This is a genomic window from Streptococcus sp. SN3, from assembly GCF_030439905.1.
On record NZ_JAQFJF010000010.1, the window covers coordinates 15,663 to 39,308 of the forward strand.

General features: G+C 44.0%; 26 protein-coding genes. 17 read left to right on the forward strand and 9 right to left on the reverse strand.

Translation table 11 applies throughout. The features are described from left to right. Window positions 1-48 precede the first annotated feature (48 nt). Window positions 49-1,326 (reverse strand): serine--tRNA ligase, encoded by a 1,278-nt coding sequence (gene serS, locus PCY71_RS13505; protein ID WP_301412764.1) that lies wholly within the window; start codon window positions 1,324-1,326, stop codon window positions 49-51. Window positions 1,327-1,636: 310 nt separating this feature from the next. Here serS and PCY71_RS13510 point away from each other — a divergent pair, with 310 nt between their 5' ends. The 3 genes from PCY71_RS13510 to PCY71_RS13520 are packed head-to-tail and all read left to right on the forward strand — an operon-like array spanning window position 1,637 to window position 3,411. Next, window positions 1,637-2,194: a TetR/AcrR family transcriptional regulator gene (locus tag PCY71_RS13510; RefSeq protein WP_002903320.1), complete on the forward strand. Its 558-nt coding sequence runs from the start codon at window positions 1,637-1,639 to the stop codon at window positions 2,192-2,194. Next, the gene (locus tag PCY71_RS13515) at window positions 2,187-2,765 is read left to right on the forward strand and encodes an NAD(P)H-dependent oxidoreductase (protein ID WP_002893583.1); all 579 of its coding nucleotides are present in this window, start codon (window positions 2,187-2,189) and stop codon (window positions 2,763-2,765) included. Before PCY71_RS13510 ends, PCY71_RS13515 begins: the two co-directional genes overlap by 8 nt. A gap of 13 nt (window positions 2,766-2,778) precedes the next feature. Next, entirely contained in the window at window positions 2,779-3,411 is a 633-nt protein-coding gene (locus PCY71_RS13520; protein WP_301412765.1) for a GNAT family N-acetyltransferase, read from the forward strand. A 185-nt stretch (window positions 3,412-3,596) separates the two neighbouring features. Here the strand turns inward: PCY71_RS13520 and PCY71_RS13525 are convergent, their stop codons facing one another. From PCY71_RS13525 to PCY71_RS13550, 6 genes are all read right to left on the reverse strand, one after another. Further along, on the reverse strand, window positions 3,597-3,959 hold the full coding sequence (locus PCY71_RS13525; protein WP_002920098.1) for a DUF956 family protein: 363 nt from the start codon (window positions 3,957-3,959) through the stop codon (window positions 3,597-3,599). Window positions 3,960-4,038: 79 nt separating this feature from the next. After that, window positions 4,039-4,980: a PTS system mannose/fructose/sorbose family transporter subunit IID gene (locus PCY71_RS13530; RefSeq protein ID WP_002893579.1), complete on the reverse strand. Its 942-nt coding sequence runs from the start codon at window positions 4,978-4,980 to the stop codon at window positions 4,039-4,041. Window positions 4,981-4,998: 18 nt separating this feature from the next. Further along, the gene (locus PCY71_RS13535; protein WP_002893578.1) at window positions 4,999-5,805 is read right to left on the reverse strand and encodes a PTS mannose/fructose/sorbose transporter subunit IIC; all 807 of its coding nucleotides are present in this window, start codon (window positions 5,803-5,805) and stop codon (window positions 4,999-5,001) included. Between the two features lie 44 nt (window positions 5,806-5,849). After that, window positions 5,850-6,845, reverse strand: coding sequence for a PTS sugar transporter subunit IIB (locus PCY71_RS13540; protein ID WP_002893577.1), 996 nt, complete (start codon window positions 6,843-6,845; stop codon window positions 5,850-5,852). A gap of 460 nt (window positions 6,846-7,305) precedes the next feature. Further along, entirely contained in the window at window positions 7,306-8,325 is a 1,020-nt protein-coding gene (gene adhP / locus PCY71_RS13545; RefSeq protein WP_002916361.1) for an alcohol dehydrogenase AdhP, read from the reverse strand. A 217-nt stretch (window positions 8,326-8,542) separates the two neighbouring features. Next, window positions 8,543-9,355 carry a Cof-type HAD-IIB family hydrolase gene (locus tag PCY71_RS13550; protein ID WP_002901352.1) on the reverse strand — a complete coding sequence of 271 codons (813 nt, stop codon included), beginning with the start codon at window positions 9,353-9,355 and terminating at the stop codon, window positions 8,543-8,545. Window positions 9,356-9,451: 96 nt separating this feature from the next. On the opposite strand from PCY71_RS13550, the gene PCY71_RS13555 reads away from it, so the two are divergent. The 5 genes from PCY71_RS13555 (at window position 9,452) to PCY71_RS13575 (ending at window position 13,989) form a co-directional block, all read left to right on the forward strand. Next, complete coding sequence (locus tag PCY71_RS13555; RefSeq protein ID WP_002920095.1) at window positions 9,452-10,081, forward strand: DUF1361 domain-containing protein; 630 nt, start codon at window positions 9,452-9,454, stop codon at window positions 10,079-10,081. A gap of 146 nt (window positions 10,082-10,227) precedes the next feature. Beyond that, a complete protein-coding gene (locus PCY71_RS13560; protein ID WP_301412766.1) occupies window positions 10,228-11,649 on the forward strand; it encodes an NCS2 family permease in 1,422 nt (473 codons plus the stop codon). Window positions 11,650-11,788: 139 nt separating this feature from the next. Continuing rightward, window positions 11,789-12,229 carry a tRNA (adenosine(37)-N6)-threonylcarbamoyltransferase complex ATPase subunit type 1 TsaE gene (gene tsaE, locus PCY71_RS13565; RefSeq protein ID WP_004185531.1) on the forward strand — a complete coding sequence of 147 codons (441 nt, stop codon included), beginning with the start codon at window positions 11,789-11,791 and terminating at the stop codon, window positions 12,227-12,229. After that, window positions 12,222-12,743, forward strand: a complete 522-nt coding sequence (locus PCY71_RS13570; protein WP_004185532.1) for a GNAT family N-acetyltransferase — start codon at window positions 12,222-12,224, stop codon at window positions 12,741-12,743. The genes tsaE and PCY71_RS13570 overlap by 8 nt, the downstream gene beginning before the upstream one ends. Before the next feature lie 7 nt (window positions 12,744-12,750). Further along, the gene (locus PCY71_RS13575; RefSeq protein WP_004185534.1) at window positions 12,751-13,989 is read left to right on the forward strand and encodes an LCP family protein; all 1,239 of its coding nucleotides are present in this window, start codon (window positions 12,751-12,753) and stop codon (window positions 13,987-13,989) included. Window positions 13,990-14,109: 120 nt separating this feature from the next. Here the strand turns inward: PCY71_RS13575 and PCY71_RS13580 are convergent, their stop codons facing one another. Continuing rightward, entirely contained in the window at window positions 14,110-14,397 is a 288-nt protein-coding gene (locus tag PCY71_RS13580; RefSeq protein ID WP_002896907.1) for a hypothetical protein, read from the reverse strand. A gap of 9 nt (window positions 14,398-14,406) precedes the next feature. Further along, the gene (locus PCY71_RS13585; RefSeq protein WP_002893566.1) at window positions 14,407-14,817 is read right to left on the reverse strand and encodes an HIT family protein; all 411 of its coding nucleotides are present in this window, start codon (window positions 14,815-14,817) and stop codon (window positions 14,407-14,409) included. Window positions 14,818-14,885: 68 nt separating this feature from the next. On the opposite strand from PCY71_RS13585, the gene PCY71_RS13590 reads away from it, so the two are divergent. From PCY71_RS13590 to infB, 9 genes are all read left to right on the forward strand, one after another. Continuing rightward, the gene (locus PCY71_RS13590) at window positions 14,886-15,617 is read left to right on the forward strand and encodes an ABC transporter ATP-binding protein (protein WP_301412767.1); all 732 of its coding nucleotides are present in this window, start codon (window positions 14,886-14,888) and stop codon (window positions 15,615-15,617) included. Next, a complete protein-coding gene (locus tag PCY71_RS13595) occupies window positions 15,614-16,660 on the forward strand; it encodes an ABC transporter permease (protein WP_125337798.1) in 1,047 nt (348 codons plus the stop codon). Before PCY71_RS13590 ends, PCY71_RS13595 begins: the two co-directional genes overlap by 4 nt. Window positions 16,661-16,710: 50 nt before the next feature. Beyond that, window positions 16,711-17,505 (forward strand): cell cycle regulator CcrZ, encoded by a 795-nt coding sequence (ccrZ, locus tag PCY71_RS13600; RefSeq protein WP_002893562.1) that lies wholly within the window; start codon window positions 16,711-16,713, stop codon window positions 17,503-17,505. Next, window positions 17,502-18,140, forward strand: coding sequence for a tRNA (guanosine(46)-N7)-methyltransferase TrmB (gene trmB / locus PCY71_RS13605; protein ID WP_301412768.1), 639 nt, complete (start codon window positions 17,502-17,504; stop codon window positions 18,138-18,140). Before ccrZ ends, trmB begins: the two co-directional genes overlap by 4 nt. Before the next feature lie 199 nt (window positions 18,141-18,339). Next, window positions 18,340-18,828, forward strand: a complete 489-nt coding sequence (rimP, locus tag PCY71_RS13610) for a ribosome maturation factor RimP (protein WP_032911855.1) — start codon at window positions 18,340-18,342, stop codon at window positions 18,826-18,828. 59 nt (window positions 18,829-18,887) lie between these two features. Beyond that, a complete protein-coding gene (gene nusA / locus PCY71_RS13615; RefSeq protein WP_301412781.1) occupies window positions 18,888-20,144 on the forward strand; it encodes a transcription termination factor NusA in 1,257 nt (418 codons plus the stop codon). Between the two features lie 10 nt (window positions 20,145-20,154). Then, a complete protein-coding gene (locus PCY71_RS13620; RefSeq protein ID WP_301412769.1) occupies window positions 20,155-20,451 on the forward strand; it encodes a YlxR family protein in 297 nt (98 codons plus the stop codon). Then, window positions 20,444-20,740, forward strand: coding sequence for a YlxQ-related RNA-binding protein (locus PCY71_RS13625; RefSeq protein WP_002893557.1), 297 nt, complete (start codon window positions 20,444-20,446; stop codon window positions 20,738-20,740). Before PCY71_RS13620 ends, PCY71_RS13625 begins: the two co-directional genes overlap by 8 nt. A 19-nt stretch (window positions 20,741-20,759) precedes the next feature. Beyond that, window positions 20,760-23,552: a translation initiation factor IF-2 gene (gene infB / locus PCY71_RS13630; protein ID WP_002920084.1), complete on the forward strand. Its 2,793-nt coding sequence runs from the start codon at window positions 20,760-20,762 to the stop codon at window positions 23,550-23,552. The last annotated feature ends 94 nt before the right edge of the window (window positions 23,553-23,646 follow it).

Consider the following 23,646-nt stretch of genomic DNA (forward strand, 5'->3'; position numbering starts at 1 on the left):
TTTGTATAGACCTAATGATATAGGCAAAGTATCAGGATAATCTGCTTTTTATTTTGGCGCTATAACTTCTAATCCACCCATGTACGGACGCAGAACTTCTGGGATAGTCACAGAGCCATCTTCATTTTGGTAATTTTCTAAGATAGCTGCCACTGTGCGTCCGACAGCCAGTCCTGAACCGTTGAGAGTATGAAGGAGTTTGACCTTGCCATCTGCTTCGTCACGGTAGCGGATTTGAGCTCGACGAGCTTGGAAATCTTCTGTGTTAGAGCAACTAGAGATTTCACGGTAGGTGTTCTGAGCCGGAATCCAAACCTCCAAGTCATAGGTCTTAGCGGCCGAGAAGCCCATATCTCCAGTACAGAGTGCTACAACGCGGTAAGGTAGATTCAGCTTTTGCAGGATGTTTTCAGCATTGGCAGTCATCTTTTCCAGCTCTTGATAAGATTCTTCTGGCTTGGCAAATTTAACCATTTCAACCTTGTGGAATTGGTGCAAACGAATGAGACCGCGCGTGTCACGACCAGCAGAGCCCGCTTCAGAGCGGAATGATGGGCTCATAGCGGTGAAGTAGATTGGCAATTCTTTTCCGTCGAGAATTTCGTCTCGATAATAGTTGGTCAGTGGAACTTCAGCAGTCGGAATCAGAACGAAGTTGGTATCGCTTAGCTCAAAGGTATCTTCTTTGAACTTAGGATATTGCCCAGTCCCAAACATGGAATCGTGGTTGACCATGTAAGGAGTGATAACTTCGGTATAGCCTTCTTTGCCATGCTCGTCCAGCATGAAGTTGTAGATGGCACGCTCAAGTCTTGCTCCCAAGCCCTTATAGAAGAGGAAGCGAGCACCAGTAACTTTTGCTCCACGCTCCCAGTCCAAGATATCCAGATCTTCACCCAAATCCCAGTGAGCTTTAACTTCAAAGTCAAATTGGCGCGGTGTACCCCAGCGACGAACTTCGACGTTTTCGTCCTCATCTGCTCCGACAGGAACACTTTCGTGCGGGATATTCGGCAGTGTGGTAGTAAATTCGGTCAACTTAGCGTCTAGCTCAGCCAAGGTTGCGTCTAAGTTCTTGACCTCAGCAGAAAGTTTTTGCATGGCAGCAATCTTGTCATCTGCATTTTCTTTGTTGCGTTTAGCTTGGGCAATTTCAGCAGAAACAGTATTGCGCTCTGCCTTGAGTTCTTCGACCTTTACCAATAAATCCCGACGTTCTTTGTCAATGGTTTTCATTTGGTTAAGCGTAGCAGCGTCAACACCTCGCGTAGCCAATTTTTCAGCTACAGAATCAAAATCTGTACGGATACGTTTTAAATCTAACATAGGGACCTCCAAAAATAAAAAGCGCTTTATGAAACTGTTGGAGCGGCAGAGCCGCGGTTCCATCCAACTTCACAAAAGTGCACTTGCTTAATTATTCATTTTTAAACTAACGGTAGAATTTCCTATTTTCTCCTTATCTGCTCACAGCCACCGCAGACTTTCTGAAAAGTGCCCAATAGTACTTATCCGTTTCGACTATTATACAGGATTTTCCGGAAAATGTAAATCCCAGGATAGGAAAAATCTTGACAGAAAAAGATAACTATGTTATCTTTAAATAAAGGTAACGTAGTTATCTAAAGGAGTTCTTATGGCAAAACAAACAACGCGCGACCGTATGATTGAGAAGGCAAGCCAGCTTATCAGAGAGTATGGCTATCAGAATATCCCCTTGAGGAAACTGGCATCTCTGCTGGGGGTTACGACTGGCGCTTTTTACAAGGCTTTTGAGAATAAGGAGGAACTTTACTATCAGGTCTGTCTTTTGGAAAACCAGAAGCACCTTAAGCGTTTAGAGGAGCAGTATCTAGATGGAGTCTCTGATCCTCTGGATTGCATTTGGCAGATAGGACTCTTTCTTTTATCGGAATATGAAACTAACAGTCAGATAATGGATTTTCTCTTTTTCAGCCCTGTAGCGACAGAGGCTTACCGGAAAGGTGAGCTTCTGGAAATCGGGAATAAGACAGTGGTTTATCTGGATCGGCTGCCTATTGAGAGTCAAAAAGAGAAAAAGATTCTTTTGCTCAAGCTGGACACCTTCATCACAGGCTATGGGCATTTTATTGCCAAAGGCTTGGAGCCTTTTGATGAGGAAGTTTATCGCTCAATGTTCAATGATTTACTAGGAGGTTACAAATATGAGTAAAAATCTCATTGTTTATGCACATCCCTATGATAAAAGCTTTAACCATGCTATTTTAGAGCAGGTTCAGGACTTGTTGGAGAAGAAAGGTCAGACCTATGAACTGATTGATCTCTATGAGGATGGTTTTAATCCAGTCTATACCAAGGAAGAGCTAGCGCTTTTTAATAAAGGGCAGGCACTAGACCCACTAGTTTTAAAATATCAGGAAGCTCTTGCGTCCTGTGACCGCCTTATCATGATTTTTCCTATCTGGTGGGCGGATATGCCAGCTATTGTCAAGGGCTTTGAAGATAAGGTTTTTTTGAAAAATAAGATTTACGAGGAGAGCAAAACTCGCCAGTTAGTTGGTCGTTTGACCAATATTAAAGAGGTGTTAGCTATTACTACCTCTGCAGCACCGACCTTCTATCTTAAGTATTTCTGTGGTGATGTCGTCAAGAAAGCCATGTTGGGCCATACCTTTAAGTCTATCGGTGCTAGACAGCGCCGTTGGTTGAATTTCGGGAATATTTCTCAGTCTACAGCTGAAAAACGGCAGGCTTTTTTAGAAAAATTAGCAGAAAAGATTTGAAGAGGTAGTTATCATGATTCGTTTTAGAAGAGCAGATGAAAGGGATCTTGCTGCTGCAGTCTCAGTTTTAACTGCTGCTTTTGCTGAGCATGAGGTCTATAGAGAAAAATTCCGCCCTCTCTTTGGCAGCAGCCAGTCTTATATTGATTTTCTAAATAGATTGCATGCAGTTATGGTTAAGGCAGCGATGCGTCATCATATTTGTCTGCTTGCTGAAATGGACGGGCGTCTTATGGCGGTCGCTACCATTCATAAGCTCGGTAACCATCCTGTCGGTATGCTTTCCTTTTTGCGGGCAGGAGCATGGAGGATGTGGAAATATATTCCTCAACTTTTAGCTTTTCAAAAAGTCTTTGGGGAGGGCAGTAAAGAAGCTAAGAAAAGGAGTGTTTCAACTCTTTATCTTGAACTACTGGGTGTGCTGCCTGATTATCAAGGACAGGGAGTTGGCGGTCTTTTTATCTCAAAGGGACTTGAGTTGCTTGCAAAAGAAGAGAAATGCCAGCGGCTTACTTTGATTACTCATACAGAAAGCAACTGTCGTTTTTACAAAAAGAACGGATTTAAACAGCTAGATGTCCGTGATGTTGAAGGTGTCAAGACATGGACTTTCGAGAAAAATTTAGCTGATGTTTATCTTTTTTGAAAATCTAATGATGCGGTCTTGCATTGATAATGTCAGCTTACCCCACCCTATCATTTCAAGGGGCTGAAATAGTGCATTCTCAGATTGTTTAACTTTTCAATTTTTTGTGCTAGCTCCATTTTGCTGATACAAGCAGCTTTTGTCTTAGTCGAAAATAGAAAAATAAGGTTGAAACTTTTTCAACCCTATTTTTTCTTCTTAAAGATTCCAGCAATTTTTTGTAACAGAGTCGGCAATCTAACGACCTTGTCGTTGCCAATATGTTCTCGCGCAATTTTGAGAATCTTGCCAGAGTCTTTGGAGGCAAAGAGAAACTTTCCTTTGTCAGTCCAGATTTCAAAATGGCGGCTGACTTTCTTGCCAGAAACATTAGCACCGATAGTAGTGATGCTAGTCCAAGGCAGCTGAATATAATCTTCTACATTGGCATCAGCGTAAAACTCCAGAGCTGTCTCGCCGATTAAAAATTTCCCAACCTTTCCGCCTAATCCAAGATAGGATACGCCAGTAGTATTAAACTCAACTGTTTTGTTTTGTGACTGTGCCATAGAGTAACTCCCTTTTAGATAATATAGATAATATAGCTATTATACCACAATAAAAAGAAGGCCGAAACCTTCTTTTTGATTACATCAAACCAGCAACGTGAGCTAGTACACCTACTACAAAGAGGGCGATGATGATAGTGATAGGGGATACTTTCTTCTTAAGCAACCACATACAAGCGAAAGTTAGAAGTAGTCCCATCAAACCAGGAATCAAGGAATCCAAGTTTTGTTGGAAAGTTGTAACTTTTTCAGGGGTTTGAGATAGTCCTTGACCTACTTGAGCAAAGGCTTCTTGGATACCCTTATAGCCACTAGATAATTTGTCCCAATGGATATATGCTTTATCATCTAGCTTAACAGATGAAACGTTAAAGACAAACTTAATAGATACCCAGCGCTCAACCAGAACAGCCAAGATAAACATACCTAGGATTGAAGCACCTTTAGTAATGTCTTGGAGGATACCACCAGACATGTCTTTAGTGATTTCAGAACCGGCCTTGTAGCCCAATTCTTGTGTGTACCAGAGGAAAGCCATCCGGATAGCATTCCAAGCTAAGAAGAAGATAAGTGGCCCAATGATATTTCCAGTCAAAGCAAGAGATGCCCCAAGTGCTCCAAGGATAGGACGAACTGTGAACCAGAAGACAGGGTCTCCGATACCAGCCAGAGGTCCCATCATACCGATTTTAACCCCTTGAATAGCCGCATCGTCAATTGCTGCACCATTTGCTTTTTCTTCTTCAAGCGCAAGTGTAACTCCGATGATTGGAGCTGCAACATATGGGTGAGTGTTGAAGAATTCCAAGTGACGCTCAAGAGCAGCAGCTTGATCTTCTTTTTTAGTATAAAGTTTCTTAATAGCTGGAATCAGTGAATAAGCCCAGCCCAAGTTTTGCATACGTTCGTAGTTCCAAGAACCTTGCAAGAAAGTAGAACGCCACCAAACTTTTTGACGGTCAGCCTTTGAAAGAGTCAATTTTCCTGACTCATCAGGTTTTACAGTATTTAATTCTGTCATGATAGTGTGTCTCCTTTCTTAGTAGTCTTCTAGGATGTCGCCGATTGGATCGTTAGATGAAGCTGTTGCTCCGCCACCACCATTTCCACCTTTTTTAGACAAGGCAAGGTAGATGAGGGCAATAGCGACACCAATTGCACCGAGGGCAATCAGAGTGAGTTCGCTGACAGCAGCCAAAGCGAAACCAATAGCGAAGAATGGCCATACTTCACGAGTTGCCATCATGTTGATAACCATGGCATAACCAACGGCTACGACCATACCACCACCAATTTGCATACCTTCTGATAGCCAAGCTGGCATAGCTTCAAGAGCAGATTTAACAGACTCAGCTGGAATCATCAAAAGAAGTGCTGCCGGGATAGCAATACGTGCTCCTTGCATGAAGAGAGCGATAAAGTGAGCGCGTTCAACTCCTTTAATGTCTCCTTTTTTCGCAGCAGCATCTGCACCGTGAACCAAACCGACTGACAAAGTACGGACAATCATAGTCAAGAAGAGACCAGCAACAGCAAGTGGAATAGCAACACCTTGTGCTACAGCGATTCCTTTGCTTGAAAAGTCTCCACCCAGTACCATGATGATGGCAGCGGCAACAGAAGCGAGGGCAGCATCAGGTGCTACAGCAGCTCCGATATTAGCCCAGCCAAGAGCGATCAGCTGGAGAGAGCCACCCAGCATAACACCGGCTGCCAAATTACCAGTTACCAGTCCAATCAAGGTACAAGCAACCAGCGGTTGGTGGAATTGGAATTGGTCCAAGATACCTTCTAGACCAGCTAAGAAGGCAACAAAGACTACTAAAACCATAGAAATAATAGACATGTTCTAAATCCTTTCGTAAATTAATAAAAGCAAAACGTTTGATTCTACTGCACGTTGGCTTTCTTAATCAAATCAAACAAATCTTTTTTAGAGTCATTTGGTACTTTACGTACGTCGAATTCAACGCCAAGGTCGCGCAGTTTTTCATAAGTGGCAACGTCTTCCTTGTCCATTGACAGTACGTTGTTGACCATCGTTTTACCAGTTGAGTGAGCCATGGAACCAACATTAAGGGTCTTGATTGGCACACCGCCTTCAACAGCACGAAGGGCGTCTTGAGGAGTTTCAAACAGAATCAAGGCATGTGTGTTGCCAAAGCGAGGGTCTTTTGAAACGGCAATCAATTTGTCGATTGGGACAACATTGGCTTTGACATTACCTGGTGCAGCTTGCTTGATCAATTCTTTACGAAGTTCATCTTGAGCTACTGAGTCAGAGGCAACGATAATACGATCTGCTTTTGAATCTGGTGTCCAAGCTGTTGCTACCTGACCGTGCAGCAAACGTGTGTCGATCCGGGCAAGGTTGATTTTGAGCTTGCCGTCGCCGATTACAGTCCCTTCAGGGATAGCTGCTTGGGCAACTGGAGCAGCTGCAGCAGGAGCATTTGCTTCTTCAGCAGCAGGGTTCAGCTCTTCAGGCAGAGCTTTGACTCCTTCCTTAGCTTCTTTGATGATGTTAGCAACAACAGCTTCAACGCCGGCGTTGGCATCCATCATCCTTTCTGTATAAGCTTGAATCAGCATAGGCAGGTTCAAGCCTGTAATGATAGCGAACTTGCGGTCAGGATTTTCACCCATGACACGGCTAGCTTGGTTGAATGGAGAGCCACTCCAAAGGTCAGCCAAGACCAACACTTCATCGTCCGCATCAAACGAAGCCACAGCGTCATTGAACTTTGCATAGAGATCATCTGGTCCTTCGTTGGGCATGAAAGTTACAACTTGTACTTTTTCCTGCTCACCGAAAATCATAGAACCTGATTGATGAATACCAGCAGCAAATTCACCGTGGCTAGCAATAATGATTCCGATACTCATTATTGACATTCCTCCTTATAAAATGTTTGACTTAAGTTTTAAGAAAACTTTAAGGCAAGTTTATTATAAAACGTTTTCATGAAAAATGCAAGCGTTTGTTCCTAAAAACGACTTTTTCTTTCAAAAATGTCAGTATTTGCTGGAACCCTGATAAATATAGGTATAAGCAAACCTTAGCTATAGAAATGTTTTAATAAATTAGGAAAACAGAAAATAAAACAGATTAATATATGAAAAAACGTTGAAATAATATGAAAGAGACTTTTGAAATGACAGAAGAGAATTTTGTTTGAGAAAGTGTTTATTTATCAAAAAAGAAAGAGGAGGACCAAAGACAAGAATTCGCATCTTATGTCTTTAGCCTCCATCTATAATGGCAAAAGTTTCTAATAATATTAAGTCTGCCCATCATATGTTTCCAAGAGCTTGGTAAATGTTGGGACTGAAATGCTTTAAAGTATTAGTGTGTGAAGTCAAGGACCATACGTCCCTGAATGGTACCCGCTTCCATTTCGTCAAAGACATCCACTGCATCTGAAACAGGGCGTTTTTTAACGACAGGAACCACTAATCCTTCAGCACCAAACTGGAAGGCTTCTTCCAAGTCCTTACGTGTACCAACGAGGGAACCGATGACTTGAATGCCATCTAAAACTGTTTTGACAATGCTGAGATCCATCATTTCAGATGGTAATCCAACGGCAACTACCCGACCGCCAGCACGAACAGAGTCAACAGCTTGGTTGAAGGCAACTTTAGAAACGGCTGTTACTACGGCAGAATGAGCACCGCCAGTTTTTTCTTGGATAAGAGCAGCGACATCTTCAACTTCATGACCGTTGATGACGATGTCAGCACCAACTTCTTTGGCCAGAGCGAGCTTGTCATTGTTGATATCAACAGCGACTACATGGGCATTAAAGACTTTCTTGGCATATTGAACCGCTAGGTTACCCAAACCACCTGCTCCAAAGATTACTGTCCATTGGCCTGGCTGCAGCTGGGCTTCTTTGATAGCCTTGTAGGTAGTTACACCGGCACAAGTGATAGAAGAAGCTTGGGCAGGATCCAGTCCTTCTGGAACTTTGACAGCATAGTCGGCTGTAACGATACATTGCTCTGCCATCCCACCGTCAACAGAATAACCAGCATTTTTTACTGTACGGCAAAGGGTTTCGCGGCCAGTTGTACAGTATTCACAAGCGCCGCAGCCTTCAAAGAACCAAGCGACACTGACGCGGTCTCCGACTTTGAGGCTTTTTACATCTGGAGCGATTTCTTTGACAATACCAATACCTTCATGTCCTAGAACGCGGCCCGGTACCTTGCCAAAGTCACCATGCGCGACGTGAAGGTCTGTATGGCAGACACCGCAGTATTCAATGTCAACGAGAGCTTCCCCTGTTTCAAGAGGACGAAGTTCCTTATTTTCGATGAGTTGGACATTGGTTCCTTCTGGATTTACAACAACTGCTTTCATAAGTAATTTCCTCCTGTTATTTAGTTTTTGATTATGTTAATTATATCACAAACTCAAACAAATAGCAAACGCTTACAATTTCAAGCAGAAGTAACCTTTAAAACTATGATACGGCGGATAAGCTCCGATTTTTAAAGCTTTCGAGCATGATTGAGGTTGAGAGAAGACAAAAAAGAAAAGACAAACTCTCAAACAGAGTTTGCCAAATTGTCTACTTTTATAAAAATAGTTTGTTGAGCTCGTGGGCGACGCCATCTTGGTCATTGGTCAAAGATAATTGCTGGTCGGCGTAGGGCAGCAGGTCAGTATTGGCATTTTTCATAGCATAGCCGGTGCCAGCAAAGGACAGCATCTCAGTATCATTTTGCTCATCGCCAAAGGCAATCAGATTTTTGCGATCCACATTGAGAACATTAAGCAGGTACTGAAGGGCGAAGGCTTTGTTGACCCCTTTGGGAGCACACTCGAGAATGTTGAGTGGTCCGCCCCAAGAGTTGATGGAAAGTTCATGCTGGTAAAAAGCATTCATTTCCTCAGCCAGAGCATATTTGTCAGCTGCTCGCGTCTGCAGGAGAATGGCGTTAGGATTCTCCGTTACCAAATTGGCTTGAAACTGGTTTTCTGGTTTGAAAGCATCGATGCCAAAGAGCTTGGGATCAGCGATTTCCTCGTTGGGATTGGTGATATAGAATTTATTGCGGTATTCGCCGGCAATGAAATCAGCTTCAATCTCATCCCTGCGCTTAACCATATCCAGCAGAAAGGACTTATCCAGCGTCAGCGATTTTTCAAAGTCCCATTTCTTTTCTGGAATGTGAGTCAAAGAGCCATTGAAGTTGATCATGGGCGTATTGAGCTCTAATTCTTTATAATATTTCAAAGCCATGCGGTAGGGCCGGCCTGTTGTGATAATGACCTTGTGGCCCTTTTGGGAAATTTTTTTGATGGTTTCTTTGGTGAAGTCAGATAAATTGCTGTTAGAATCCAGCAAGGTTCCGTCCAAGTCCACAGCGATTACTTTTTTTGTCATGTGAGTCTCTTTTCAGTGATAATACAGACTATTATAACAGAATTCAGTGTAAATAACACGACTTATGTTATAATGGTGCTCTAGTCAGCCACAATTATGACACAGCAAGGAGGAGCTTTTCGTATGCGTAAACCGATCATGATTCATGCTCTTTTTCTGATGATTGCCTTTTTTATCTATATCCAATCTCTAAATGGCGGTCCGACCTATCTCATCTGGAATATGACCTTGGCCTTAATCAGCTATGATGCAGCTGTCTTGACGCTTTTATTCAAGAAGCAGAAGTGGGCTTATCCTCTTCTTTTCCTCTTGTGGTTGCTTTTCTTCCCCAACACTTTCTATATGATTACAGATTTGATTCATATGACTTGGGTGGCAGATGTTCTGAGTAAGCCAAGTGTTTTCCTGCTCTTTTTAGCTTTTGTTTCCAGTATTTTATTCGGGATTTTCTGTGGTATGGAGAGTTGGTATGTCATCAAGGAGCGTTGGAAACTTAACTGGTATTTGGATCTATTGCTGACGACAGCTCTGTCGGCTGTGTCCAGTCTGGCTATCTACATAGGACGTTATGATCGCCTCAATAGCTGGGATTTATTGCTTCATCCTCAGCTGGTTGTAGAGAAGCTCTTGCAAACTTTGCAGCCTGATCGTCTGCCTTTCATTCTTGGTTTTACTTTTTTGCAGTTTATGAGTTTAGTATTTCTGATGAGAGATAATAAAAAATAAGAAAAGCGAGACATTCATCTTGAAAAAGTGAATGTTTTTTATTATAATTTAAATTATCGTTCGCAAATAAACGAAATTCAATCTGTTTTTCTTTGTTTTTTGAACTAGATATTAGAAATTTTACTCAAAAGGAGATTTGTTGAAAAATGGATAAATTTTTCAAACTGACCGAAAAAGGGACAGATGTCCGGACAGAGGTTTTGGCTGGTCTGACGACTTTCTTTGCTATGTCCTACATTTTATTTGTCAATCCGGCTATGCTGGCTCAGACAGGTATGCCCAAACAGGGTGTTTTCCTAGCTACGATTATCGGGGCTGTTGCAGGTACCTTGATGATGGCTTTCTTTGCCAATCTGCCTTATGCGCAGGCACCGGGCATGGGGTTGAATGCCTTTTTCACTTTTACGGTCGTCTTTGCCTTGGGCTACACTTGGCAGGAAGCCTTGGCTATGGTCTTTATCTGTGGGATTATTTCGCTCATTATCACTCTGACCAAGGTGCGTAAGATGATCATTGAGTCAATTCCAGGCTCCTTGCGCGCAGCTATTTCAGCAGGGATCGGGGTCTTTCTGGCCTATGTAGGTATTAAAAATGCTGGCTTGCTAAAGTTTTCAATCGATCCAGGCAATTATACAGTAGCTGGTAAGGGAGCAGATAAGGCTGCAGCGGTTATCACGGCTAATTCGGCAGCAACTCCCGGTCTGGTAGACTTTAACAATCCAGCTGTCATCGTAGCCTTAGTCGGTTTGGCCATCACAATCTTCTTTATCGTGAAAAATATCAAGGGTGGTGTTATCCTATCTATTCTGGTCACGACAGTGGTAGCTATTCTGGTTGGCTTGGTTGATTTGTCAGCAATTGACTTTGGGCAGAATAACATTGGCACTGCTGTCAGTGAATTGGGACAGATTTTTGGGGTGGCAGTAGGTCCGAAAGGTCTGGGTGCCCTCTTAGCAGATTCGGGTCGCTGGCCTCAGACATTTATGGCTATTCTGGCTTTCTCCTTGACAGATATTTTTGATACCATTGGTACCTTAATTGGTACAGGTGAAAAGGTTGGAATTGTAGCAACTTCAGGGGAAAACCATGAATCAGAAGGTTTGGATAAGGCTCTTTACTCGGATCTCATCGGAACCTCTATTGGCGCCATTGCTGGAACTTCTAATGTGACGACTTATGTGGAGTCTGCAGCTGGTATCGGAGCTGGAGGCCGAACAGGTCTGACCGCCTTGGTCGTAGCCATCTGCTTTGCGGTGTCAAGCTTCTTTAGCCCACTCTTGGCTATTGTTCCTAATGCTGCAACTGCACCGATTCTCATTATCGTGGGGATTATGATGCTGGCTAGCTTAAAAAATATCCATTGGGATGATATGACAGAAGCCATTCCAGCTTTCTTTACTTCTATTTTTATGGGATTTGCCTATTCTATCACTCACGGGATAGCAGCTGGGTTTATTACCTACACCTTGGTCAAAATCTTCAAAGGTCAAGCTAAGGATGTGCATTCTATGATTTGGATTTTGGATTTTCTCTTTATTTTGAATTTCGTAAATTTGGCTTTAAATTAGGTCTAAACATTGCTGGATTTCCTTGTGTCTAGTAAAGTTTGGATAGCTTATATTTTCAGTATAAAAAATCAGCTTTTCCTGGCTGATTTTTCTTTTGCAAAATTAAGCAGAAAAAATTTTTTTCTGGTATAATAAGAGAATGTTTAGTCATAATGAGGAAGAATTAATCCAGCAGGGTCAGCGTCTGGGCAAATTGCTTCAGGCAGGGGACGTACTGGTTTTAACGGGAAATTTAGGAGCAGGGAAGACAACCTTTACTAAGGGTCTGGCTCTAGGTTTGGGCATCAGTCAGATGATTAAAAGTCCAACCTATACCATTGTTCGGGAATACGAGGGGCGCTTGCCGCTCTATCATCTGGATGTCTACCGCATCGGAGGCGATCCAGATTCCATTGATTTGGATGACTTTCTCTTCGGGGAGGGTGTGACGGTCATTGAATGGGGAGAGCTGCTAGGAGAAAATCTACCTGAAGACTATCTCAAATTAAGCCTCTTGAAAAAGGAAGACGGGCGTGAATTGGTTTTTGAAGCCAAAGGAAAGCGAGCCCAAGAGTTGCTTGAGGAACTGCAGAATGACTGAATATGAATTATGCTTGCGAGAAGCGGAAAAAACAGATGCTGCTGATCTGATTGCCTTCCTCAATCAGGTCGGGTCTGAGTCAGATTATATGACGCTGGATGAGGCTGGAATCTTGATGAATCAAGAGGAGATGGCTTCATTCATTGAGCATCAGGCTGCTTCCAGTAATCAGCTTTATCTGTTGGCGCTTTTGAATGGTAAGATTGCTGGCCTTGTCAGCATCACGGCCGATTTTCATGAGCGAATTCGCCATATTGGTCAAGTCTTTGTTGTAGTGAAGAAAGCTTTCTGGAACCAAGGACTGGGACGCATATTGCTGGAAGAGGCATTGACTTGGGCAGAAGATTCTCAAGTTATTAGACGTTTGGAATTGAGCGTTCAGGTTAGAAATGAACGAGCAGTTCACCTCTATAAAGATTTAGGATTTGAAATTGAAGGCTTACAAAAAAGAGGAGCCTATTTAAAAGAAGGGATATTTCTTGATGTTTACCTGATGGGTAAGCTGATAGACTAAAAAAGATATGTTTAAAAAGATTATAATGATGTTTCTCAGTCTCCTTGTCGTAACGACAGCTGGTATCGGTACTTATGCTTGGACGATTTATGGTCAGTCAACAGATGAACTGTCCAAGACTTATAAGGGTTTGGGAAATGAGACAGATGTTATTTCTGCAACTAAGCCCATGACTATCTTGCTGATGGGTGTAGATACAGGGAGCGGATCCCGCGAGGATACTTGGGTCGGGAACAGCGATACCATGATTCTCCTGAGTGTCAATCCTAAGACCAAGAAAACAGTCATGATGAGTTTGGAACGTGATATTCTGACTCAGATTGACGAAAACGGTCAGACAGTTGAAGCCAAGCTGAATGCTGCCTATGCGACAGGCGGAGCAGAGTTAGCCATTTCGACTATTGAGGGCTTGATGAATATCCACATCGACCGCTATGTGATGATTAATATGCAGGGCTTGGTTCAGTTAGTAGATGCAGTAGGTGGTATTGAGGTCAATAATACCTTTGACTTCCCAATTTCTATTGAAGATAATGAGCCTGAGTATACTGCCAAGGTGGAACCTGGCAAGCAAAAAATCAATGGTGATCAAGCGCTGGTATATGCTCGCATGCGCTATCAGGATCCAGATAGCGACTATGGCCGCCAAAAGCGTCAACGTGAAGTAATTGAGAAAGTGGTTGAAAAAGTTCTTAGTCTCAACAGTCTCAGCCGTTATCAGACTATTTTAAAAGCTGTCAGCAACAATATGCAGACTAATATCGCGCTTGATTCAAAAAGCATTCCTCAATTGTTAGGCTATAAAGACGCCTTTAAAAACATTAAGTCTGAGCAGCTGCGTGGAGAAGATGCGACCTTGCCTGATGGTGGAAGCTATCAGCTAGTGACGTCAGAGCATCTGCTGAGCATGCAGAATCTAATCCGCAAGTCTCTGGGCTTGGACACAGTTAAGAGTCTGAAGACCAATGCTGTTCTCTATGAAGATATTATGGGTGGCAATAGTCTAAGAAGCAGCAATAGCAGTAGTACATCTAGCAGTACAGAAAGCTATAGCAGTTACCAGAATTCTTATAGTCAGCCTACTTATAATAATGGTTATGAGAATTATTCTTATCCGACGACAGATACAACAGTTGGAACTACGAATACGACTCCGGTTGCTCCAGCAGCTTCCTCTGCCCCAGCTGCAGATGTCAGTGTCAGCACCCCACAAAGTCAGCCAGTAGTCAATGCGACTACAGAGTAGAAAGTTAAATATAAAAAGAGGCCGGGACAAAATGTCTCGGCCTCTTTTGGTAATGACAGGAGGTTCTTGACGCGGTAGCGGATTGGAGTTTTTGTTTCCCTATCAACCACCTTTTCTCTATCAAGACTCGTACTTTTCCCAGATGTCTTTGACTTGCTGGATCTGCACTTGAGCTTGGTTTTCAAGGACTTTATATTTATAAGTAAGATCTTGAGCGATGTCTTTGACTTGCTCTTTTTGCTCTTGAATGATGGCAATATTTCGTTGAATATTTGCTAGACTGTCCTTTACTTTGTCTAGACTATCTGTTGTTTCAATGATTTCTTCTTGAATTTTTTGTCGGTTTTCAACCAGTTTGTAACTGGCTGCTGCGGCACCGATAAATAGGAAAATATTTGAAAGTTTCATATTCCCTCCTTAAGCTTGTGCAATCTTTTCAGCTAATTCGGCCAGAGCTGGAAAGTCTGGTTCGTGGGCTGCGAAAGTAATCTTGAGGTCATCTGCATCACTGTAGCGCGGTGCCAAATGCACATGAGTGTGAAAGACAGTCTGTCCAGCAATTTCTTCGTTGTTGTTGATGATATTCATACCAGCTGCACCTGTGGCTTTCATCACCTTTCGAGCAATGTCAGGTACGCGAGCGAAGAGCTGACTGGTGCTGTCGGCATCCATATCCAGCACATTTCGGAAATGCTCTTTAGGGACAACCAAGGTATGACCTGGTGTTACCTGGGAAATATCCAGAAAAGCAAGGACTTTCTCGTCTTCATAGACTTTAGAAGAAGGGATTTCTCCGGCAATAATTTTACAAAAAATACAATCAGCCATAAATGGTACCTCTATTCGCTAGATTTTGTTATAATATAAGAACCATTATACCAGAATTCGGAGAAAATATGTTAGAAATCAAAGAGCTTACGGGCGGCTATGTTAATATCCCGGTTTTAAAGGATGTCAGCTTTGAAGTGGGCAATGGCCAGTTGGTTGGTCTGATCGGTCTCAACGGTGCGGGCAAGTCCACGACTATCAATGAGATTATTGGTCTTCTGACACCTTATAAGGGGCAGATTCAAATTGATGGGCTGGAGCTGAGGAACAATCCCAGCGATTACCGCAAGAAAATCGGTTTCATTCCGGAAACGCCTAGTCTCTATGAAGAATTGACCCTGCGCGAGCACATTGAGACGGTAGCTATGGCTTACGACATTGAGCAGGAGACAGCTTTTGAGCGTGTGGATAAGTTGTTGGAAATGTTCCGACTCAAGGAAAAATTAGATTGGTTCCCTGTTCACTTTTCAAAAGGGATGAAGCAAAAAGTGATGATTATCTGTGCTTTTGTAGTTGATCCCAGCCTTTTTATTGTAGATGAGCCTTTTCTGGGTCTGGATCCGGTAGCAATTGCAGACCTTATCCAGCTCTTGGATGAGGAAAAGAAGAAGGGCAAGTCGATTCTGATGAGCACCCATGTTCTGGACTCTGCTGAGAAGATGTGCGATAGTTTTGTAATTCTGCACAAGGGTCAAGTACGGGCCAAGGGCAGCTTGACTGAGTTGCGTGCTCAATTCCAAATGCCGGATGCTAGTCTGAATGACATCTATCTAGCCCTGACAGAAGAGGCAGCGCTATGAAAGAATTATTTGCTAAACGAAAGCAGGATTTTCGTCAGCAATGTTTGAAATACCTGCGTTATGTTTTTAATGATCATTTCGTGCTCTTTCTGCTGATTTTTATGGGATTTTTAGGTGTTCAGTACAGTCAGCTTTTGCGGCATTTTCCGACCAATCACCTACCCATTATTGCCAGTCTGGTTATTCTATCGGTCTTTATCCTGCCTTTTGGACGGATTGCGACCTATCTGGAAAAGCCGGATGCTCTCTTTCTCTTGGTCAGAGAAGCAGAAGTCAGGACTTTTATCAAGGCTCAGATTCTGCGTTCCTATCTCTTGTACGCAGTCTTACAGACTGGGCTATTGCTACTGTTAGCTCCGCTTTTTCTGGCTCTGGGATTGCCTATTTGGGGCTTCGGGCTCTACTGCATCTTTATGCTAGTTTTGAAATGGTTTTTGTTTCAGGCTAAGGCCAAGAAGTTCTTTACTCAAAATGGCTTAGATTGGCAGGCTCTGGTAGCTTATGAAGCAGCCCGAAAGCAGACGATTCTGCGCTTCTTTGCTCTATTTACAAATGTTAAAGGCATTTCAAACAGTGTCAAGCGCCGGGCCTATCTGGATGGTTTGACGAGACTTGTGGGCAAGCAGCATAGTAAGACCTGGCAGAATCTCTTTTTGCGCTCTTACTTGCGAAATGGAGACTTCTTTGCTCTGACCTTGAGACTGCTCTTTTTGGCTCTTTTGGCCTTGATTTTTGTCAGTCAAGCTTGGATTGCTGCAGCTTTTGCGATCTTGTTCAATTACCTCTTGCTCTTCCAATTGACAGCCTTGTACGAAGCTTTTGATTATCAGTTTTTGACCCAGCTTTTTCCGATAGAAAGAGGGGAAAAGCTGAAGGGAGCAAGACAAATTATCACATCTATTGGCAGCAGTGTCCTTTTAGCTGAAGTGATGACTGCTCTGCTATTTCTCCAAGACAAGACAGCAGTGCTGGCTATGCTGGGAGCAACTGCCCTACTCTATCTGTTCTATCTGCCGTTTAAGTTACGGAGATTGGTTGACTAAAAGAGGTAAAACTAGTAAAATGATAAAGAAACTTTTTACGGAGGGGAAACATGGACTTGGTTGATAACGAGCTGACCCTGACACCGATAGCTGGTAAGAGCGGAAAGGCCTATATGGGGACTTATCCGGACGGGGGGCGCGTTTTCGTCAAGATGAATACAACCCCTATCTTAGCAGGCTTAGCTCGAGAACAAATCGCACCGCAGCTTTTGTGGAGCCGCCGGATGCCGGACGGCAACGTAATGAGCGGGCAGGAGTGGCTTTCAGGCACTATTCTGACCCCAAATGATATGTCCAAAAAGCAGGTAATCAATATTTTGACTCGGCTGCATCGCTCGCGCCCATTGATGACGCAGCTGACCAAGCTGGGCTATACTTTGGAAACGCCAACTGATTTGCTGAATGCATGGCTCAATCAAGTTCCGCTTGCTTTGAGGAATAATCAATATCTGCAATCAGTTATCCGCGACCTACGCCAGACTGTGCCGGCCTTTCGTGAGGACTATGCCACCATCGTTCACGGAGATGTGCGCCACAGCAACTGGGTAGAGACCGACAGCGGGCTTATTTACTTGGTGGATTGGGATTCTGTGCGCCTGACAGACAGGATGATGGATGTAGCTCATATTCTGAGCCATTATGTGCCTGATTCAGGCTGGCAAGAGTGGCTGAGTGCTTATGGCTATAAGTATAATCAGACTGTTTTCAATAAGCTATATTGGTTTGGTCAGTATTCTTATCTGATGCAGATTGCCAAATACTATGAAAACAATGATTTAGAAAATGTGAACCGGGAGATTTACGCATTACGAAACTTCCGTTCCAAATACGGAAGAGGACAATGAGAGTAAGGAATCGTAAGGGAGCGACGGAACTGCTAGAGGCGCATCCCCAGTATGTGATTTTAAATCCGGCAGACGCCAAGGGCAGATGGCAGGAGATTTTTGGCAATGACCATCCCATTCATGTAGAGGTTGGCAGCGGTAAAGGAGCTTTTGTATCCGGTATGGCCAAGGCCAATCCGGAGATCAACTACATCGGGATTGATATCCAGAAATCGGTTCTCAGCTATGCCTTGGACAAAGTGCTAGCAACAGGTGTGCCCAATATCAAGTTGCTATGGGTGGACGGTTCGGATCTGACTGATTATTTTGAAGATGGCGAGATTGACCGCCTCTATCTGAACTTCTCGGATCCTTGGCCCAAGAAACGCCATGAAAAGCGCCGTCTGACCTATCAGTCCTTTCTGGCGACCTATCAGCAGATTTTGCCGGAAAATGGAGAAATCCACTTCAAAACGGACAATCGTGGTCTTTTTGAGTATAGCTTAGTAAGCTTTTCGCAGTATGGTATGAAGTTAAAGGGCGTGTGGTTAGACTTGCATGCCAGCGACTTTGAAGACAATGTCCTGACTGAGTATGAGCAGAAATTTGCTAACAAGGGACAAGTCATCTATCGGGTGGAAGCAGCGTTTGAATAAGAAAGAGTCTTCTAGGAAATACTCCTTGAAGACTTTATTATTAGGAAAGAATTTTGCTTAAAAATAAGATCGTTTTAAGTGGGATTCCGTCTTTAAAAGCTTGTACAGCATATTTCCCTTGCATTCTGGGACTTGTCGTGCTATAATACTAATAATGAATAAGGAAAGAGAGGCGAGGAAGTATCTTCGCCTCTTATCTGTGAGGAGGTGTCGTCATATCGCAACGATTGTTGAATTGGTGAGGGAGGTTATTGAACCAGCCATTTTGGCCCCCTATGAATTAGTCGATATTGAGTACGGAAAGATGGGCGGGGACTACGTTCTCAGTGTCTTTGTAGATAAACCTGAGGGCATTACGGTCAATGATACAGCGGATTTGACGGATATTATCAGTCCGCTCTTGGATCAAATCAAGCCAGATCCCTTCCCAGAACAGTATTTTCTGGAAGTGACCAGTCCTGGCTTGGAGCGCCCGCTTAAGACCAAGGAACAGCTAGCTGATGCAGTCGGCAGTTATATCCATGTTAGTCTCTATAAGGCTGTTGACAAGCAGAAAGTCTTTGAAGGCACCTTGCTGAGCTTTGAAGAGGAAGTTCTGCACATGGAATATCTGGACAAGACTCGCAGAAAAGAAGTCGAAATTCCCTACAGTCTGGTTTCCAAAGCCAGATTAGCCGTTAAGTTTTAGCCGCAGAAGCAATATAGAAAAGAAAGGAACACTTTTGTTTCGGCAAAAGTCACATGAAAATGAGTAAAGAAATGCTAGAGGCCTTCCGCATTTTGGAAGAAGACAAAGGAATCAAGAAAGAAGATATCATTGACGCAGTGACTGAGTCACTCCGCTCAGCCTATCGTCGTCGCTATGGTCAGGCAGACAGCGCAGCTATTGAGTTTGACGAAAAGTCAGGAGATTTCCGTGTCTATACTGTTCGCGAAGTCGTGGACGAGGTCTTTGACAGCCGTTTGGAAATCAGTCTCAAAGATGCCTTGACTATCAGTTCAGCCTATGAATTAGGAGATAAGATCAAATTTGAAGAAGCGCCAGCTGAATTTGGCCGCGTAGCAGCTCAGTCTGCCAAGCAAACCATCATGGAAAAGATGCGCAAACAAACTCGCGCTATCACTTACAATACCTACAAAGAACATGAAAATGAAATCATGAGCGGGACGGTGGAGCGCTTTGACAATCGCTTTATCTATGTCAATCTTGGCAGCATTGAAGCGCAGCTATCGAAACAAGATCAGATTCCTGGTGAGGTCTTTGCCTCTCATGACCGCATCGAAGTCTTTGTCTACAAAGTAGAAGACAATCCTCGCGGTGTCAATGTCTTTGTAAGTCGCAGCCATCCAGAAATGATCAAGCGCTTGATGGAGCAAGAAATCCCTGAAGTATATGACGGAACTGTGGAAATCATGAGCGTGTCACGGGAAGCAGGCGATCGGACTAAGGTAGCCGTTCGCAGTCACAATCCTAATGTGGATGCCATCGGTACAATCGTCGGACGCGGTGGAGCTAATATCAAGAAAATTACTAGCAAGTTCCATCCTGCTAAATACGATCCGAAGAGCGGGCGTATGGTACCGACTGAAGAAAATATCGACGTCATCGAGTGGGTAGCAGATCCAGCTGAGTTTATCTACAACGCTATTGCTCCTGCAGAAGTTGACCAAGTTATCTTTAACCAAGAAGATAACAAGCGGGCTTTGGTTGTCGTACCGGACAGCAAGCTTTCTCTGGCTATCGGTCGTCGCGGACAGAACGTACGCTTAGCAGCTCATTTGACAGGCTTTAGAATCGATATCAAGTCTGCCACAGAGTTTGAAGAAATGGAAGCAGCCAATGAACTGGGCGGATTTGCTCAGGAAGCAGAAGAAATTCTTGCGGATGCAGATGTTCTAGAGACAGAAGTTTCATCAGCAGAAGCAATAGACTTTGACGCAGCTGCAGAGGAAACTGTACTGGAAACAGCTGGTTTAGAAAGCGAAGCTGAAGAACTAGATTAAGGGGGCTGGAATGGCAAAAACAAGAAAAATCCCTTTAAGAAAATCAGTGGTGTCCAACGAAGTGATTGACAAGCGCGATTTATTGCGGATTGTCAAGAACAAGGAAGGTCAAGTCTTTATCGATCCGACAGGCAAGGCAAACGGCCGTGGAGCCTATATCAAGCTGGACAATCAAGAAGCCCTTCAAGCTAAGAAGAAGCGGATCTTTAACCGCAGCTTCAGTATGGAAGTGGATGAGGCTTTCTATGATGAATTAATCGCTTATGTCGATCATAAGGTCAAAAGAAGAGAGTTAGGTCTTGAATAAAGAGAAACTTGCAAATTTGCTGGGACTGGCTCAGCGGGCTGGCCGCATCATTTCTGGTGAGGAGCTGACCGTCAAGGCTATTCAGGAGGGAAAAGCGCATCTGGTCTTTTTGGCCCAGGATGCAGCTCCTAATCTCAGCAAGAAAATCACTGATAAAAGTCGTTACTACCAAGTAGAAGTATCAACCGTGTTTTCAACACTGGAATTAAGCTCTGCCATTGGCAAGGCCAGAAAAGTGCTTGCCGTGACGGATGCTGGTTTTACAAAGAAAATGAGGTCTCTTATGTAATAGAAGAGGAGGACAAGATTTGTCTAAAGTAAGATTGTATGAAATCGCCAAAGAACTGGGAAAAGAAAGCAAGGAGGTAGTGGCTCGTGCTAAGGAGCTGGGACTGGATGTCAAAAGTCATTCATCCAGCGTAGAAGCTGACGCTGGTGAGCGAATCAAATCCAGCTTTACAAAAGCAGCCGCACCTCAAGCTGCTGCAGAAAAGCCTGTAGCAGCCCAACCATCACCGAAAAAAACTCCTGCCAAAGAGGCGGCACCAGTCAAGGCAGAACAGACAGAAGCAAAAGCAGCAGCTCAGCCAGAAGCGAAAGCAGAAACGGTAGCGCCAGTCAAGCGCCCGCAAAGCCGGAACTTTAAGGCAGAACGTGAAGCGAGAGCCAAGGAAGAGGCAGAGCGTCGGAAGCAGCAAGGCAACCGCAAACCACAAAATAAAGAGCAAGGCAAGCGTGAGGACCGTGATAATCGAAATAAGAATCGCGGAAACCGCAACGACCGAGATAGGGGCAATCGTCCAAATGACCGTCGCGATAATCGTGGTCAAGATGGCCGCCGCAATGGTCAGAATCATCAAGGATTTAACGGTCAAAACCGCCAACAGCCTCAAGGACCAAAGATTGACTTTAAGGCCCGAGCAGCAGCTTTGAAAGCAGAGCAGAATGCTGAATACGCTCGCTCCAGCGAGGAACGCTTTAAGCAAGCACAAGAAGCTAAAGAAGTGTTGGAACGGCAAAATCGCCGCAAGGAGCAGCCTAAGGCAGAAGCAAGTGCACCAGTTCAGCCTGCACCAGCTCCATCTGCACCAGCAGCGAATCCAAGCCCAGCTCCAGCCGCCGTGGATACGCGTCGTAAGAAGCAAGCTCGACCAGATAAGAAGCGCGATGATTTTGATCGCGAAGAAGAAGGTCCAAGAAAACAACAAAAGAATCGAAGCAGTCAAAATCAAGTGAGAAATCAAAGAAATAGTAATTGGAATAAAAACAAGAAAAATAAAAAAGGAAAGGGCAACAATAATCAGGCACCAAAACCTGTTACAGAACGTAAGTTCCATGAGTTGCCAACTGAATTTGAATATACAGACGGAATGACCGTTGCAGAAATTGCAAAACGGATCAAGCGCGAACCAGCTGAAATTGTCAAGAAACTCTTTATGATGGGCGTGATGGCAACGCAAAACCAATCTCTTGACGGCGATACTATTGAACTCCTTATGGTGGACTACGGTATCGAAGCTAAGAAGAAGGTGGAAGTTGACACAGCTGACATTGAGCGCTTCTTCGTAGAAGAAGGTTATATCAACCAAGATGCCTTGGTAGAGCGTCCACCGGTTGTAACCATCATGGGACACGTTGACCATGGTAAAACAACCCTCTTGGATACCCTGCGTAACTCTCGCGTAGCAACAGGCGAAGCAGGTGGTATCACTCAGCACATCGGTGCTTACCAGATTGAGGAAAGCGGCAAGAAGATTACTTTCTTGGATACGCCTGGACACGCGGCCTTTACTTCTATGCGGGCTCGCGGTGCCTCTGTTACGGATATCACTATTCTGGTCGTGGCAGCTGATGATGGTGTTATGCCGCAAACGATCGAAGCTATCAACCACTCCAAAGCCGCTGATGTCCCAATCATCGTAGCTATCAACAAGATTGATAAGCCGGGAGCGAATCCTGAGCGCGTGATTGGTGAATTGGCTGAGCATGGTGTCATGTCAACAGCTTGGGGCGGAGATTCTGAATTTGTTGAAATCTCAGCGAAATTCAATCAAAATATCGACAGCTTGCTAGAAACAGTCCTCTTGGTGGCTGAAATTCAAGAGCTCAAGGCAGATCCTACTGTTCGAGCGATTGGTACAGTCATTGAAGCCCGTCTGGATAAAGGAAAAGGTGCTGTCGCAACCCTTCTGGTTCAGCAGGGAACTCTGAATGTGCAGGATCCAATCGTTGTTGGTAATACTTTCGGTCGGGTTCGGGCTATGACCAATGACTTGGGCCGTCGTGTTAAGGTGGCAGGACCATCTACACCGGTTTCTATCACTGGTCTCAATGAAACTCCGATGGCTGGTGACCACTTTGCGGTCTATGAAGATGAAAAAGCTGCGCGTGCAGCTGGTGAAGAACGTGCCAAACGTGCTCTTCTCAAGCAGCGTCAAGCTACTCATCGCGTTAGTCTGGAAAATCTCTTTGATACCCTCAAAGCTGGTGAAGTTAAGTCTGTCAATGTTATCATCAAGGCTGATGTGCAAGGTTCTGTAGAAGCCCTGTCTGCTTCCCTACAGAAGATTGAAGTGGAAGGCGTTAAGATTACCATCGTCCACTCAGCGGTTGGTGCTATCAATGAATCTGACGTGACACTGGCGGAAGCTTCAAATGCTTTCATCATCGGATTTAACGTTCGTCCAACATCTCAGGCTCGCCAACAGGCAGAAGCTGATGATGTCGAAATCCGTCTCCACAGCATTATCTACAAGGTTATCGAAGAAATGGAAGATGCCATGAAGGGAATGCTGGACCCAGAATACGAAGAAAAAATCATCGGGGAAGCTCTTATCCGCGAGACCTTCAAGGTTTCCAAGGTTGGTACTATCGGTGGATTTATGGTTATCAACGGTAAAGTTACCCGTGATTCCAAGGTTCGTGTTATCCGTGACGGCGTCGTGATTTACGATGGGGAACTTGCCAGCCTCAAGCACTTCAAGGATGATGTTAAGGAAGTTACCAACGGCCGTGAAGGTGGACTCATGATTGATGGCTACAATGACATCCAAGTAGATGACACGATCGAAGCTTATATCATGGAAGAAATTAAGAAATAAGATAAGAAGTAGGTTAAAAACTCGCAGTGAAATCATATTTGGTGGAAGTTGATATTTTTAGTCCCACATCTTTTTCACAAAGAGTTTAGATCGA

Bases quoted from the DNA above. Each gene is read 5' to 3' on its own strand.
- serS (WP_301412764.1), bottom strand. From the start codon at position 1,326: ATGTTAGATTTAAAACGTATCCGTACAGATTTTGATTCTGTAGCTGAA.
- PCY71_RS13510 (WP_002903320.1), top strand. From the start codon at position 1,637: ATGGCAAAACAAACAACGCGCGACCGTATGATTGAGAAGGCAAGCCAG.
- PCY71_RS13515 (WP_002893583.1), top strand. From the start codon at position 2,187: ATGAGTAAAAATCTCATTGTTTATGCACATCCCTATGATAAAAGCTTT.
- PCY71_RS13520 (WP_301412765.1), top strand. From the start codon at position 2,779: ATGATTCGTTTTAGAAGAGCAGATGAAAGGGATCTTGCTGCTGCAGTC.
- PCY71_RS13525 (WP_002920098.1), bottom strand. From the start codon at position 3,959: ATGGCACAGTCACAAAACAAAACAGTTGAGTTTAATACTACTGGCGTA.
- PCY71_RS13530 (WP_002893579.1), bottom strand. From the start codon at position 4,980: ATGACAGAATTAAATACTGTAAAACCTGATGAGTCAGGAAAATTGACT.
- PCY71_RS13535 (WP_002893578.1), bottom strand. From the start codon at position 5,805: ATGTCTATTATTTCTATGGTTTTAGTAGTCTTTGTTGCCTTCTTAGCT.
- PCY71_RS13540 (WP_002893577.1), bottom strand. From the start codon at position 6,845: ATGAGTATCGGAATCATTATTGCTAGCCACGGTGAATTTGCTGCTGGT.
- adhP (WP_002916361.1), bottom strand. From the start codon at position 8,325: ATGAAAGCAGTTGTTGTAAATCCAGAAGGAACCAATGTCCAACTCATC.
- PCY71_RS13550 (WP_002901352.1), bottom strand. From the start codon at position 9,355: ATGACAAAAAAAGTAATCGCTGTGGACTTGGACGGAACCTTGCTGGAT.
- PCY71_RS13555 (WP_002920095.1), top strand. From the start codon at position 9,452: ATGACACAGCAAGGAGGAGCTTTTCGTATGCGTAAACCGATCATGATT.
- PCY71_RS13560 (WP_301412766.1), top strand. From the start codon at position 10,228: ATGGATAAATTTTTCAAACTGACCGAAAAAGGGACAGATGTCCGGACA.
- tsaE (WP_004185531.1), top strand. From the start codon at position 11,789: ATGTTTAGTCATAATGAGGAAGAATTAATCCAGCAGGGTCAGCGTCTG.
- PCY71_RS13570 (WP_004185532.1), top strand. From the start codon at position 12,222: ATGACTGAATATGAATTATGCTTGCGAGAAGCGGAAAAAACAGATGCT.
- PCY71_RS13575 (WP_004185534.1), top strand. From the start codon at position 12,751: ATGTTTAAAAAGATTATAATGATGTTTCTCAGTCTCCTTGTCGTAACG.
- PCY71_RS13580 (WP_002896907.1), bottom strand. From the start codon at position 14,397: ATGAAACTTTCAAATATTTTCCTATTTATCGGTGCCGCAGCAGCCAGT.
- PCY71_RS13585 (WP_002893566.1), bottom strand. From the start codon at position 14,817: ATGGCTGATTGTATTTTTTGTAAAATTATTGCCGGAGAAATCCCTTCT.
- PCY71_RS13590 (WP_301412767.1), top strand. From the start codon at position 14,886: ATGTTAGAAATCAAAGAGCTTACGGGCGGCTATGTTAATATCCCGGTT.
- PCY71_RS13595 (WP_125337798.1), top strand. From the start codon at position 15,614: ATGAAAGAATTATTTGCTAAACGAAAGCAGGATTTTCGTCAGCAATGT.
- ccrZ (WP_002893562.1), top strand. From the start codon at position 16,711: ATGGACTTGGTTGATAACGAGCTGACCCTGACACCGATAGCTGGTAAG.
- trmB (WP_301412768.1), top strand. From the start codon at position 17,502: ATGAGAGTAAGGAATCGTAAGGGAGCGACGGAACTGCTAGAGGCGCAT.
- nusA (WP_301412781.1), top strand. From the start codon at position 18,888: ATGAGTAAAGAAATGCTAGAGGCCTTCCGCATTTTGGAAGAAGACAAA.
- PCY71_RS13620 (WP_301412769.1), top strand. From the start codon at position 20,155: ATGGCAAAAACAAGAAAAATCCCTTTAAGAAAATCAGTGGTGTCCAAC.